The sequence below is a fragment of the Streptomyces sp. NPDC020807 genome, from assembly GCF_040641575.1.
Taxonomy (GTDB): Bacteria; Actinomycetota; Actinomycetes; order Streptomycetales; family Streptomycetaceae; genus Streptomyces.
This window is the reverse complement of sequence record NZ_JBFADU010000001.1, coordinates 559,647-572,647: the sequence shown is the minus strand read 5'-3', so window position 1 is coordinate 572,647 and position 13,001 is coordinate 559,647. Positions and strand designations below refer to the sequence as shown.

Below are 13,001 nucleotides of genomic sequence, written 5' to 3'. Positions count from 1 at the left end.
ACAATCACCGGCCCTTCTGCATGTCGCGGACGAGCAGCCGCAGGACGACGGCCACGACCGCGATCGAGACGCCGGTGATGGCGACCGCGAGGAGCATCGAGACGAGAACGGCGCCGACGACCAGGACGACCGCGCCACCGCCGGCGGCGAGGGCGATCGCGCTGCCGGGGGTGAGCTGGATCGCGGTACGGGCCGGGGCGACCGGCGCCGGAGCGGGGGTGTGGTCGTGCTTGTCGACCTCCGCCTCGGTGTCGGCGGTGGGCTGGACGAGCGGGGTGACGTGGCCGGTGGGGAGCGGGTTGGCCGGGATGCGCGGCTGGAGCATGACGGGTCTCCCTACTTGTTGATCGTGGTGTCAATGACTGGGGCGAGGAAGCTGTCGGCGAGGAGGTAGCCGCCGAGGAGGATCACGGCGACCAGCCACCAGGGCGGGCGCATGAGCTTGATGCCGAGACCGCCGACGACGATCAGGGCGAGCCAGAGCGGGACGTCCATGACGCGGATCTCCTTCGAGGTCAGCGGGGGTTGCAGCGGTGGGTTCGGGCGGCGAGTTCGGCGGCGGCGCGGGTGTTGTAGTCGGCGGAGAAGTCGCAGCGGGGGGCGGTGCACACGGCGGTGTGCTTGGTCCGGCCCCGGCCGTCGCGGTGGGTGCCGACCTGCACCGGGCCGATGCGGATCACGTTGTGGAAGCGATTCGGTCGCATTGGCGGTCAGACCTCTCCGACGAAGTCGTCCGTGTGGTCGTTGAGCCACTGCCGGATCTCGGGGAGTTCGTCATCGGTGGCCCGGTTCATCGCTGCCTCCGCGATGGCGACAGCTTCGACGAGCTGGTTGCTGCGGGTCAGCTCCGCCGAGCGTTCGAGGGCGGAGCGGGTAGACGGACGCATGGCAGCCTCTTTCTCAGAGGGTCAGGTGATCTGGAGGGCGATCGAGTCCGCGAGGGTGGCAGGCAGACCGAGACGGGTACGGAGGGTCTCCGCATCGATTGGGCTGCCGGTCTGAGACCGGTGGGTGTCCGCGATCTTCTGGGCGTGAGCCAGGAGCGCCGGCGGAACCGAGACGGCCGGCACGGAGGAGACGAGCTCCGGCACCTCTTCCTGCGGAGCGGATTCGGGCTCCGCGTCGACGGACGTGGGTTCGGTCGGCGGCAACTCCGGGGCCGGTTCCGAAGCCCGCTCGACGACAAGGTCGACCACGGGCTCGGGCTCCGGCGTGGGGGCAGGGTCCGGCTTCGTGTTCGGGGTGTGGGCGAGGAGGGTGCCGCCGAGGAAGGCGAGCGCGGGCCATCCGGCGACGAGGATGCGCAGCCAGTCGGGGACGTCGCTCATGTCGAGGAGTCCGGCGGTGGCGACGTTGGCGCCGAGGGATGCGATGAGGGCGATCCCGAACCACAGCCAGGCGTCGCGGTTGCCGGTGTCAGAGCGCATCCGGCGCCAGGCGGCGACCAGGAGCAGGTCGACGCTGACCGGGTAGGCCCACGCCTTCCACCCGTCCTGACCGGCCGCAGCCGCCAGGTCGTGCAGGTGGGCGAAGGACAGGGCACCGGCGATGACGGCCTGGATCAGCACGGGGTCAAGGCGGAGGGTGCGGAACATTCAGGCACCTCCATTCGGGCATGGGTCGGGTAGGGACCTGGCGTGAGATGGTCACGCCGACCGATGTGGGACAGGTTCGCTACGCCGTGGTGGGGGTGGGCTTCACCAGCGGGACCGGCTCCGGGTCAACGGGGATGCCGTCGAGGGCGTCCAGGCCTCCCGGGCGGTAGGCCTCGACGGCGGGCAGGTCCGGGGCGAGATGGGCGTACTTGGCGCAGATCGCGGCGGCTTCGCGCGCGGTGAGTTCGGGAGTACGGATGCGGGACCAGCCGCCGGAGGTGTCACCGGCCACCGCGACACCGGGCCGGTCCGGCGGGATGGCCAACACGGTGGCGACCGCGTCCGGTGCGATGTCACCGACGCCCATCTCGGCGGTCTGCTTGTCGTTGACTCGGTGAACGGTCCGGCCGGTGAGCTGGGCACGGAGTGCGGTGGCACCCTTGCCGAGGTCGGAGCCGAACCGCTGCCCGCACACCTCCAGGAAGATGCCGGCGGCGCGGGCCATCTGCCCCAGGCGGATGAGCTGGGTGACCATCCGGTCCCGGCGTTCCTCGTCCTTCCTCGTCACGACGAGGAACAGCTCCGCGACCTCATCCACCAGGACCACGACCGGCGCCGGTCGTACGTGCTCGGGCAAGTCCCAGATGTCGGCGACGCCGTAGCGGCTGAGCAGGTCGAAGCGCTCTTCCATCTCCCCAACCAGCCCGTCGAGGAGACCATCTGCTTCCTCCGGCGTGATCGCGAGTGCAGAGAGGCGAGCCGCGTAACTGCGGTGCTCAACACCGCGCTTGCAGTCAATCCCGACCAGCGCCACCGGGAGCCGGGCGAGTCCGGCGATCAGGTTCCGCTGATACATCGACTTGCCGGACTGGTTCGCGCCGAGGGTCAGCGCGTGCGGGACCTTCAAGTAGTCCCGGACAAACGCCGAACCGTCCTCCCGGAGCGCGACCGGCACCACCATCAGCCCGGACGGGCGCCGACGAGGCATCCGTACACGCTTAAGGACGTCATACCCGGTCATCCGCAGTTCCACGAACCCCGGCTTCGTCTCAACGACGTTGACGGAGTGGACGCCCCAGGCATGCCGCAACCGCTCGGAGGCCGCCATCACGTCGGCGGGCTCCAGACCGGCGGGAAGGCGGAGGGTGACGCGCAGGCCGGTCGAGGTGCCCCGGACGCGGCGGACCCTCGGCGGAACGGGCTGAACGTCGGAGCGGCGGACGACGTTGCGGACCACGAACGCCCGCAGGCGGGACGGCTGCACCGTCAGCCCGCACACGTCCATCGTGGCGTGGTACGTCATCGCGAACCGCACCCTCGTGACCGGCAGACCCACCAGTGACCAGAACACCCGAGGCGCACGAGCCCTCGCGTACCCCAGACCGCCGGCGGTTCCGGCGAGCGGGAGACCGACCTCCCATAAGGCCGAGACGTCGGTCATGGTCAGCCACCCATCGGGGTGACCGCGACGGCGCGGAACGAGATGCCGTGACGGGTCTGCCCGTTGAACGTGTTCTCCCAGTCCCGGGCCTTGAGTCCGATCACCGACACCGGCATGCCCGGCGCGAGCCCGGCGGGGAGACCCGTCTCCGGGACCGTCACCTGGTAGAGGTTGCCCTCCCCCTCGTCCGAGATCAGCAGACCCACCGTGGACAGCCCGGCACCGGTCTCCCGGTCCATCGCGCGCTCACCGGTCTGCTTGCTGACGAGCTTCGGCGTGGGCGCCGTGGCGACGAACACCACGGCGGTCGACGTGTCCACCTTGAACGACGGCATGGGTTTCTCCTTCGAGATGGCAGGAAGGGCCTAGATGACCAACTTGGCTATCCTTGTTGGCCACATCTCGAAGTTAGAAGAGATGGCTAGCCATGTCAACAACATGACTGGCATGACTGTCCCGCTTCGAGGAACTCGCCTACCATCGGCTTCATGACCTTTGTCCCCGAGCCCCTCGACCCCGACGACGACCGAGCCCCGTACGAGCAGGTCGCGAGCAGCCTGAGCGCAGCGATTCGTACGCGGAGACTCGGACCGGGCGAGAAGCTGCCGTCACACAAGGAGCTGACGGAGCTTTACGGCTTCGCGCGGGCGACGATCCAGCGCGCGCTACGGGACCTTGAGGACGAAGGGCTCGTGGTCTCCCGCAAGGGCAGCGGTGTCTACGTCCGCAACCGCACGGAACGACCGGCCGGACTACGCCCTTACGTAGAGCAGGCGTTCGCGAAGGACCACGTCACGATCGACTTCGCGGGCTTCTCCAGCGAGACGCTGCACGGTGCCCTGCAAGAGCCACTCGACAAGATCCGCGTCGGCAGGCTGACCCCGTCGAGCATCACCATGCGGATACTCGTCCCCGACATGGCGGTGCCTCAGGCGGCGCCGGTGCGGATGTCCGACGGTGCGGACGACAAGCGGCTCCGCGACCGCATGCACGACATTATGGTCGGCTACACGCGCAGCATCCGGGACGCGATCACCGAGCTGGGACACCTTGGCCTGGTCGCCGAGACCCACATCAGCGTGCGCGTCCACAGCGGCACGCAGTTCTTCAAGCTGTACGTGATCAACGACGAGGACGCGTTCTTCGGGTACTACCCGATCCGCCCCAACAAGGTCGTCGCCCAAGGCGAGACGATCGAGATCTACGACTTGGTGGGCAAGGACACGACCCTCTTCCACTACTCGGTCAACGACGGCGAGTCCTCCAGCGGAGCACAGCAGGTACAGCAGGCGCGCATGTGGTTCGACAGCGTCTGGGAGACCATCGGAAGGGACTTCGACCTTGACGCACGATGACCGACTCCACGAGGTCCTGCACAACGCCCGCGTCGTCTTCTTCGACTTCGACGGCCCCGTGTGCGACGTGTTCGCGGGGCTCCCTGCCCCCCAAGTCGCCGAGCAGCTCGTCGCGATCCTCGCGGCCAAGGACGAAGCCGCGGGCGCAAGGGCAGTCGAGACCGACGACCCGATCGAGGTCTTGCGCATCGCCCATGAAGCAGGCCCCGAGGTGGGCCGAGACGTCGAGGACGCCCTTACAGCAGCGGAGGTCGAAGCCGTTGCCGTGGCAGGTCCGCCGACCTCAGGGGCCGTGGACGCGCTCCGAGCCGTGAACGCCTCCGGGAGGGCGGTCGCGGTGGTCAGCAACAACTCCGCCGAGTGCGTCCAGAGCTTCTTGAAGGCCCACGAGTTGGAGAAGTACGTCGCCAGGGTCATCGGCCGGCCGACCGGACAGCCTCACCTGATGAAGCCGAACCCGTTCCCGCTCATCACGGCAGCCGAAAAGATGCACGTCGACGTCACGAGCTGCACCCTGATCGGCGACTCAGTTACAGACATCCAGGCCGCCCATGCAGCTGGGGCATCGGTTATTGGCTACGCCAACAAGCCGCACAAGCTCGGTTGGTTCACGGACGAGCATGCCGATGCCATCACCGAAGACATGCAGGCCATTGCAGATCGCCTCATCACTGGCACTGGCACCTGACCTCATCGAGCCACCGACAACTGGGGCACGCAGCATTGTGGTTGCCCTGGAAACACTCCTACATGGTCACTCAGACGTCCGCTTGTACACGGCATGACTCCGCAAATCCCGCAGGCGCGCCGTCGCGCGACACGCGGAGGCGCCGGAAAGCATCCAAACCCAAGATCTAGTGGTTGGATTGCGTCTGCCGCGAAGGAGTAGTGGTCCCGGTCTGCCGGGGGCGCCCGCATCTTCTATGCTGGTGCTGCTCCACACGATCCATCTCTCAACGTGCTCCGCCGCCTGGCGGATGCCCTGAATCTCAGGGCCACTTGAGATGGATCGAGAGGAGCACGGATGAACGAGGCCGAGCAGCAGGAGCAGCGAGACCGGAGACGCCTAACTTGGAGTCAGGCGTTGATGGACTGGTCGCCCGTGATCGCCGCGATCATCAAGTGGTTGGTGGAGAACGCCTAGCCTCAGCTTGGCGGGAACCGTGACACCGGACGTACGGCAGAGCTCAGACATGACTGAGCCCGGCCGACTGGTAGACGGCCGGGCTCGGTAGTCATCACCGCACGGCGCGAGGGTCCGAGACTGGCTGCAACCGGCTCGGGCCCTTCGTCGTACGACACTCCGATGAGTCTCTGACTTAAGTCATCGCAGTACCCACACGGTAGCGCACTCACCAGTACGCTCCCAGTTTCGGGTCCGATTCGATGCTCCATTTCGGGGATCCAAATCGGGCATGCTTACTATGCGCAACATCCCGCTGTACATCCGAGCGGCTGCCAGGGGAGCTGTTACAGGTTTCTCTACCTCATCAAGGCACCCGCCGCGCACAGCGCGGCGCGCGCGGCCCGTCGCCCGGGCCTGCGCTCCTGTCTGCCGCCCCGCTCCAGCCCGGGCGCCGGCCGCACGCCTGACAGCTTGGGTTGATGGGTGGCGAACCACGATGCGGGCCGAGGCGGTACGCAACTGCGACACAAGCCAATGCCTCCGGCGGGGGCGCTCAGGCTCCGGGATGGCGGGGGCTCCGAACGCGGGTGCCGGCCGGTGGGATGTAGCGGTGGGGGAACTCCCATCCCGTCTGCCATCGACCCAGGACAAGCCGAGCAGACACGGCGCCGGGCGTCCAGGTCGTTCGTACAGTGGCGCGCTCCACCTGGACGCCCGACACCGCGCCCGCTCCACATACGTGTGGGCCGACGGCAGACGGGATGGGAGTTCGGGGCGAGCTAGGCAACCAAGACCCGCCGCACCGTGTGACGTTGACCACACAGATTGACCCTCAGGCGCGCAGCTGCGCTACGCGGTCGCTACGCCTGGAGGCGGAGAGGCTCGCAAGCCATACAGCGGCACGTTGCAAACGTGATACAAGCGAGGGATAGTTATTACGCGAAAGTGACGCCCTGAGCTGCGAAATTGGACTACAACCAGGGAACTTGACTCTTTTAACTTAACCCACGAGTCGGGTCTTTGCATATCTCAAGAATGAACACAGTTGCAAACTCACGAATGCCTATTGAATCTAAGCAGAGCGCTGGAGGATGCGTGATGGGCTCATCATGGGAGCTCGGTCGCCCACCCCCGCCGCCTGGGCTGCAACCGTGATGGCGAGGGTGGGCCGAAACCATGGAGGTTCCATGTCGAGTGTGGCCCTGTGCGGTCAGGAGTCAAATCCCTGGCGTGCTGGCGGGTTGATCACGGTGATCGTCATCGTGTTGATCCTCTGGCCAGTTGCAGCCGAGGTGGTCGGCGCCTACGTCAACGCCATGGCGGTCGCGACTACTCTGGTCGGTGGAGGTACAGCAGCCGCATACCGCAATCACAGCAACCGGTTCCAACGAGGCCGTTGAACGATGCGTGTCTAACTGCGTGACAACGCAGACGGCCAGCGGCGGACGACCGCGAACGGCTGCGGACCATCAGCGCAGGTGAGAGACGCAGCAGTCAAAGGCGCGGCCCTCACCCGAGTTGCTTCGGGACGAAGAGGTCGTGGGTTCAAATCCCGCCACCCCGACAGCCAGTAAGACCAGGTCAGGGGCCTGATCCGAGACATCGGATCAGGCCCCTGCGTGGTTTCCGGGGTCGTTCTGGGAGCCGTTTGGGAGCCGGCTCAAAAACCTGGCTCCCGCCCCCGATCATCGATACCCCGTCCGGCACATCCGGGGAGGCACCGGGACAGTTCTCCGCCCGAGGCTGTCAGACCGGTGGTGCGTGCTGAGGCAGCCACCAACCTGGGGGAGGAACCGTGCCCGGCTTCCCCGCCACATTCCTGTCGAGAGGCCCACTACCTGGCCAGAAGAGCCGGCCAGCTCCAGACGCCCGGGGGCCACTTCGCACCACATGCGTGCTGTGCGATGAGCCTCTCGTACCGGGTCGTCGGAGGTTCCTCACCGTCGGTGCGGAAAACGGCTGGCCGCTGGGCCCGGGGGAACCCCCATGGTCGTTCACGAGTGCAGCCGGATCCGCAAGCCGAATCAGCCGCCGTACTACCGCCTCCGCACGGGCAGCTCCGGGCCGGTGTACCTGCACCGCGCGCACTTCTTCCTCGTCCCCGCCCCCGCCGAGCCGGCTCGCCTCAAAGCCCAAGCGAGCGCGGATCAGATGGACCTGCTACCCGGCCGATCCCGCTTGCGCTGCCCGGTGGTGATCGCTCCACACGGTCGGGTATCAGCTGGGGCGGGAAGTGCCGCCTGCGGAGGCGGCGGAAGCCTCGCCGGCCGCTTGCGGCTCCAACGCCTTGTCACCCCTCGGGGAGATGCGGACGGTGGTGCCGAGGGCGATCAGGGCGGCAGTGGCTCCGAGTGCGGCGAGGAGGGCGAAGAGGTGGGGGGTGCCGCCGAGGGGTGGGGCGAGGAGGGCGGCGGCGAAGGGGGCGAGGGCGGAGGCGGTCATGGCGGGGGCGCCGAGGATGCCGGAGAGGCGGCCGTAGTGGGTGATGCCCCAGCGGTCGGTGATGGCGGTGGCCTGGAGGAGGGTGAGGTTGCCCCGGACGACGCCGGCGAGGACGGAGACGGCGACGAGGAGCCCGTACGGGCCCGGGACGATCGCGAACGCGGCGGTGGTGAGGGCGCCGAGGGCGATGAGGGTGACGGTGCGGGTGGTGGTGCCGGTGTGACGGGCGAGGGTCGCGTAGAGGGTGCGGCCGAGGGTCTGGCCGGCGCCGCCGAGGCCGAGGACCCAGGCGCCCTGGCCGGTGGTGTAGCCGCGTTCGAGCATGAGCGGTACGAGGGTGACGACGACCGCGTACATCGCGAACGCCGAGAGCAGGAAGGCGAGTCCGAGGAGGAGGAACGGGCGGCTGCGCATCACCTCGCGCGGCGCGGAGGCGGTGTCGGTGGGCGCCGGTGGGGCCGGTGGCCAGGGGGCGCGCAGGGCGAGGGCGTGGGCCGGGATCGTGGTGGCGGCGAGGATCGCGGCGAGTACGAGGAAGGTGGCGCGCCAGGTGAGGTGGCCGGCGAGGTAGGCGGTGAGCGGGGCGAAGACGGTGGAGGCCAGGCCGCCGGCGAGGGTGACGATCGTGAGGGCGCGAACATGGTCGGGGGCGTACCAGCGGGTGAGGGCGGCGAAGGTGGGCTGGTAGAAGGTGGTCGCCATGGCGAACCCGGCCAGGAGCCAACCGGCGAAGAACACCGGCAGGTTCGGGGCCAGTGCTATGACCACGAGGCTCGCCGTGCCCGCGATCGAGCCGGTGGTCATGACGGTGCGTGGGCCGTGGTGGTCGATGATCCGGCCGACGCGTATGCCGGCGATGCCGGAGACGACCAGGGCGAGGGAGAACGCGGCCATCGTCGCGGTGCTTGACCAGCCGGTGTCGGCGGTGATCTCGGGGTTCAGGACGGGGAAGGCGTAGTAGACGATGCCCCAGCTCGTGATCTGCGTGGCGCAGAGGGCGGGCAGCACGGCGCGGGGCCGTGACCGAACCCCCGTTTCGGTCACGGCCCCGCGCGGGCGGGTGGTCGGTTGGATCATCAGCCGCAGGACGGCGCGGGGGCCGCGGTGCCGAGCTGGATGAGGCCGGGTGCGGGAGCGCAGCAGCCGCTGCCGTCCGTCGCGCTCTCGTCGGCCTGGGGCTGGTCGAAGAGGCCCGCGCCGCCGCAGACGCCGGTCTCCGGGAGGACGAGTTCGACGCTCTCGGCCGAGGCGTGGTCGCCCGCGATCGAGGCGACGACGGAGCGGACCTGCTCGTAGCCGGTGAGGGCGAGGAAGGTCGGCGCGCGGCCGTAGGACTTCATCCCGACAAGGTAGATGCCTTCCTCCGGGTGGGACAGCTCCTTGACGCCGTGGGGGTAGACGGTCCCGCAGGAGTGCTGGTTGGGGTCGATGAGCGGCGCGAGGGCGACGGGGGCCTGGAGGCGCTCGTCGAGGCCGAGGCGGAGTTCGTCGAGGAAGGTGAGGTCGGGGCGGAAGCCGGTGAGGACGACGACCTCGTCGACGGGGTCGAGGCGCCGGCCGTCCTCGCCGACCAGGACCGGGCGGCCGTCGCCGTCGCGCTCGATCGCCTCCGTGCGGAAGCCGGTGACCGCGTCGGCGTGACCCTGGTCGACGGCCGCCTTCGCGGCCAGGCCGAGGGCGCCCCGGGCGGGGAGCTGGTCGGAGGCGCCGCCGCCGAAGGTGGAACCGGAGATGCCCCGGCGAAGGATCCAGAGCGCCTTCGTCCCTGCGCCGTCCTCGGCCTTGGCCAGGTCGGCGAGGTACGCGAGGGCGGTGAAGGCCGAGGCGCCCGAGCCGATCACGGCGGTCCGCTTCCCGGCGTAACGGGCCCGTACGGCGGGGTCCTTGAGGTCGGGGACGCGGTACGAGATCCGGTCGGCGGCGGCCTTCTCGCCGAGGGCGGGGAGGCCGGAGGCGCCGGCGGGGCTCGGGGTGGACCAGGTGCCTGAGGCGTCGATCACCGCGCGGGCGAAAAGTCGCTCCTCGCGTCCGTCGGCGTGGGTGACGTGGACGACGAACGGCTGGGCCTCGCGGTCGGCGTCGACGACCCGGTCCCGGCCGGAGCGGGAGACGCCGGTGACACGGGCACCGAGGCGGAGCTTGTCGCCGAGGACGTCGGCGAGCGGCTGGAGGTAGTCAGCCGCCCAGTCGCCGCCGGTGGGGTAGGTCTTCGCGTCGGGCTTCACCCAGCCGGTGGGAGCGAGGAGCTTCTCGGCGGCCGGGTCGGTGACCTCGCTCCAGGTGGAGAAGAGACGCACGTGCGACCACTCACGCACCGCCGCACCCGCCTGCGTGCCGGCCTCCAGGACCAGCGGCTCGATGCCCCGGCCGACGAGGTGGGCGGCGGCGGCCAGACCGGCGGGACCGGCTCCGATGACCACGACGGGCAGCTGCTCGGTACCGGCGGTGGTGGTGACGGCGGCGGTGGCGTTCATGACGACTCCCCTTGTGTTTCGACATCCGTCGATCTCTTGCGGTTGCAAGCATGGCACTAGGCATAGACGAACGTCAACATAGACAGATATCTATTCAACAAGCCTGCGGCGCCCGTCCACGGCGCCCCCTCCCGTGCGACCCATGCGGCACGCCACACCGGCACCACCCTGGGACTCGGCTCGCGACCCCAGCCCCTTGGCCCTTGGTTCGACATCTGTCAACATAGATGCATGTCGAATGTGAAGGCGTTGCCGCTGCTGGAGCCCGCCGTCGAGCCGTGCTGCCCGCCGCTCACGGAGCGCCCGTTGACTGCCGAGGAGGCCGAGCGGACCGCGGTCATGTTCAAGGCGCTCGGCGATCCGGTGCGACTGAGGCTGTTCTCCGCCGTGGCGTCGCACGAGGGCGGGGAGGCGTGCGTGTGCGACATCTCCGATGTCGGGGTGTCGCAGCCGACCGTGTCCCACCACCTGAAGAAGCTGAAGGAGGCCGGCCTGCTGTCGTCCGAGCGGCGCGGGACCTGGGTGTACTACCGGGTCGAGCCCGCCGTTCTCGCGGCGATGGGCGCGCTGTTGACCAAGGCGGCGGCCGCGTGACCACGCCCGTGTCCGCGCCGGTGCCGGTGACCGTGGTGCCGCTGGCGGACGCGCACGCCGGTGAGGTGATCGCGATCTACCAGGCCGGGATCGACGAGGGCAACGCGACCTTCGAGACCGCCGCGCCGTCCTGGGAGGTCTTCGACGCGGCGAAGCTGCCCGAGCACCGTTTCGCCGCCGTCGCCGAGACCGGCCGCGTGCTGGGCTGGGTCGCCGCGTCGAAGGTGTCCGACCGGTGCGCGTACGCGGGCGTGGTCGAGCACTCCGTCTACGTGCACCCCGAGGCCCGCGGCCGGGGCGTGGCCTCCCTGCTCCTCGACGCACTGGTCGCCTCGACGGAGGCGGCGGGGATCTGGACGATCCAGTCCGGGATCTTCCCCGAGAACACCGCGAGCCTCGCCGTCCACGCGCGGGCCGGGTTCCGGGTGATCGGCACGAGGGAGCGGATCGGCCGCCATCACGGCGTGTGGCGTGACGTCGTGCTGGTCGAGCGGCGCAGCCCTGGCGTCTCCTGAAGCCCGCCGTGCCGAGCGGGTTTCCGTGTCAGTGGGTCTGGCAGGGCGCGCGGGCGCTGTGGCAGAGCGGTCACTTCCGTGAGGCGGTCACGGCTGCGGCGAGGAAGGTCAACGCCGAGACGCAGAACAACGTGGGGCGGCGGGCCTGAGTGAGACGAAGCTCTTCCAGAATGTCTTCTCGCTGGCTCCGCCGAAGGACGGCGAGCACCGCCTCAGTCTGATGGAGGACGACGGCGGTGACACTTCCGCAGCGTCCATCGCGGCGCCATGGCCTTCGCGGAGGGCTGCCATGCGGGGATCCGCAATCCCAACAGCTCAGCGCAGCAGCTCCGCGATCTGCTGCGCTGCCTCACGTGCCGGGCGGCCGACGCCGATGAGGGTGGCGGAGGCGGGGCCGGTCCAGTCGCCGTAGCCGAGCAGGTGCAGGCGGGGTTCGCCGAGGGCCTGGGTGCCGGCCGTGGGGATCTGCCCGCGCGGGCCTCGCAGGCCGAGAGGTGCGAGGTGGGACAGCGCGGGCCGGAAGCCGGTGCACCAGATGACGGCGTCGGCCTCGGCCGTGGTGCCGTCCGCCCACGCGACCCCTGTGGGCGTGAGGCGGTCGAACATGGGCTGGGCCTTGAGGAGCCCGGCGTCGCGGGCCGCGCGGACCGGCGGGACGGCGACGACGTCGCCGAGCGAGGCGACGCCGCCGGTGTCGGTACGGCCTTCGTCGAGCGCCTTGCGGCGGGCGGTGGCGACGTCGAAGAGGGCGCGGCCGTCGATGTCGTCGGCAAGGTAGCGGGGTTCGCGCTGGGTGACCCAGGTGAGGTCGGATCCGTAGGCGAGGTCGGCGGCGATCTGGGCGCCGGAGTTCCCGCCGCCGACCACGACCACCTTCTGTCCGGCGAAGTCGGAGGGGCTGCGGTATTCGACGGTGTGGAGCTGGGCGCCGGTGAACTCCGTACGGCCGGTTACGGCGGGGAGGAAGGGGCGCGACCAGGTTCCGGTGGCGCTGATGACGGCGCGGGCGAGCCAGGTGCCGGAGTCGGTCTCGACGCGGAGGCGTTCGCCGTCGCGGTGGACGCCCGAGGCGCGTACGGGGCGCAGAACCGGGAGGTCGTAGCGCTGTTCGTAGTCGGCGAGGTAGGCGACGACGTGATCGGCGTCGGGGTAGGTCTCGCCGGGCTGCGGGGGCATGAGCCGGCCGGGCAGGGAGGAGTACGCGGCCGGGGAGAAGAGGTGGAGGGAGTCCCAGGTGTGCTGCCACGCCCCGCCCGGTGCGCGCTCGGCGTCGAGGACGACGAAGTCCAGGCCCGCGCGGCGCAGGTGGTAGCCGGCGGCGAGGCCCGCCTGTCCGCCGCCGATGACGACCACGTCCACGGCCTGGTGCTGGGTCATGCCCGGACTTCCCTTCTCGACGACGGCGCCCCGGCCCGCAGTGCGGGGCGGGGGCACCTCGATGACGACGCGGAGCGCGTTC

Annotated in this window: 15 protein-coding genes; 5 read left to right on the top strand and 10 right to left on the bottom strand. The window is 69.6% G+C overall.

Annotation, left to right across the window (positions count from 1 at the left end):
- Positions 1-4: 4 nt before the first annotated feature.
- From AB0G79_RS02815 to AB0G79_RS02785, 7 genes are all read right to left on the bottom strand, one after another.
- Positions 5-325: a SpdD-like protein gene (locus tag AB0G79_RS02815; protein ID WP_360799031.1), complete on the bottom strand. Its 321-nt coding sequence runs from the start codon at positions 323-325 to the stop codon at positions 5-7.
- A gap of 11 nt (positions 326-336) precedes the next feature.
- Positions 337-495 carry a hypothetical protein gene (locus AB0G79_RS02810; RefSeq protein WP_360799028.1) on the bottom strand — a complete coding sequence of 53 codons (159 nt, stop codon included), beginning with the start codon at positions 493-495 and terminating at the stop codon, positions 337-339.
- A 20-nt stretch (positions 496-515) separates the two neighbouring features.
- A complete protein-coding gene (locus AB0G79_RS02805) occupies positions 516-704 on the bottom strand; it encodes a mobile element transfer protein (protein WP_360799025.1) in 189 nt (62 codons plus the stop codon).
- 6 nt (positions 705-710) lie between these two features.
- A complete protein-coding gene (locus tag AB0G79_RS02800; protein WP_360799022.1) occupies positions 711-887 on the bottom strand; it encodes a hypothetical protein in 177 nt (58 codons plus the stop codon).
- A 21-nt stretch (positions 888-908) separates the two neighbouring features.
- Positions 909-1,595, bottom strand: a complete 687-nt coding sequence (locus AB0G79_RS02795) for a DUF2637 domain-containing protein (protein ID WP_360799019.1) — start codon at positions 1,593-1,595, stop codon at positions 909-911.
- Between the two features lie 79 nt (positions 1,596-1,674).
- Positions 1,675-3,036, bottom strand: a complete 1,362-nt coding sequence (locus tag AB0G79_RS02790) for an FtsK/SpoIIIE domain-containing protein (RefSeq protein WP_360799016.1) — start codon at positions 3,034-3,036, stop codon at positions 1,675-1,677.
- 2 nt (positions 3,037-3,038) lie between these two features.
- Positions 3,039-3,371 (bottom strand): hypothetical protein, encoded by a 333-nt coding sequence (locus AB0G79_RS02785; protein WP_360799013.1) that lies wholly within the window; start codon positions 3,369-3,371, stop codon positions 3,039-3,041.
- A 153-nt stretch (positions 3,372-3,524) separates the two neighbouring features.
- Between AB0G79_RS02785 and AB0G79_RS02780 the strand changes: the two genes are divergently transcribed.
- Together AB0G79_RS02780 and AB0G79_RS02775 are read left to right on the top strand one after the other, a co-directional pair.
- On the top strand, positions 3,525-4,391 hold the full coding sequence (locus AB0G79_RS02780; protein WP_360799010.1) for a winged helix-turn-helix domain-containing protein: 867 nt from the start codon (positions 3,525-3,527) through the stop codon (positions 4,389-4,391).
- Complete coding sequence (locus AB0G79_RS02775; RefSeq protein WP_360799007.1) at positions 4,378-5,079, top strand: HAD hydrolase-like protein; 702 nt, start codon at positions 4,378-4,380, stop codon at positions 5,077-5,079. Before AB0G79_RS02780 ends, AB0G79_RS02775 begins: the two co-directional genes overlap by 14 nt.
- Before the next feature lie 2,655 nt (positions 5,080-7,734).
- Here the strand turns inward: AB0G79_RS02775 and AB0G79_RS02770 are convergent.
- Both AB0G79_RS02770 and AB0G79_RS02765 read right to left on the bottom strand, forming a co-directional pair.
- Positions 7,735-9,036 (bottom strand): MFS transporter, encoded by a 1,302-nt coding sequence (locus AB0G79_RS02770; RefSeq protein ID WP_360799004.1) that lies wholly within the window; start codon positions 9,034-9,036, stop codon positions 7,735-7,737.
- Positions 9,036-10,433, bottom strand: a complete 1,398-nt coding sequence (locus tag AB0G79_RS02765) for an NAD(P)-binding domain-containing protein (RefSeq protein WP_360799001.1) — start codon at positions 10,431-10,433, stop codon at positions 9,036-9,038. Before AB0G79_RS02765 ends, AB0G79_RS02770 begins: the two co-directional genes overlap by 1 nt.
- A gap of 231 nt (positions 10,434-10,664) precedes the next feature.
- On the opposite strand from AB0G79_RS02765, the gene AB0G79_RS02760 reads away from it, so the two are divergent.
- From AB0G79_RS02760 to AB0G79_RS02750, 3 genes are read left to right on the top strand one after another with little or no spacing between them, the layout of a single operon-like run.
- On the top strand, positions 10,665-11,027 hold the full coding sequence (locus AB0G79_RS02760) for a metalloregulator ArsR/SmtB family transcription factor (RefSeq protein WP_351581855.1): 363 nt from the start codon (positions 10,665-10,667) through the stop codon (positions 11,025-11,027).
- Positions 11,024-11,542 (top strand): N-acetyltransferase family protein, encoded by a 519-nt coding sequence (locus AB0G79_RS02755; protein WP_360798997.1) that lies wholly within the window; start codon positions 11,024-11,026, stop codon positions 11,540-11,542. Before AB0G79_RS02760 ends, AB0G79_RS02755 begins: the two co-directional genes overlap by 4 nt.
- Positions 11,543-11,550: 8 nt before the next feature.
- Complete coding sequence (locus AB0G79_RS02750; protein ID WP_360798994.1) at positions 11,551-11,691, top strand: TIGR02391 family protein; 141 nt, start codon at positions 11,551-11,553, stop codon at positions 11,689-11,691.
- Between the two features lie 166 nt (positions 11,692-11,857).
- On the opposite strand, the gene AB0G79_RS02745 is transcribed toward AB0G79_RS02750, so the two are convergent.
- Complete coding sequence (locus AB0G79_RS02745) at positions 11,858-12,976, bottom strand: ArsO family NAD(P)H-dependent flavin-containing monooxygenase (RefSeq protein WP_360798991.1); 1,119 nt, start codon at positions 12,974-12,976, stop codon at positions 11,858-11,860.
- Positions 12,977-13,001 lie beyond the last annotated feature (25 nt).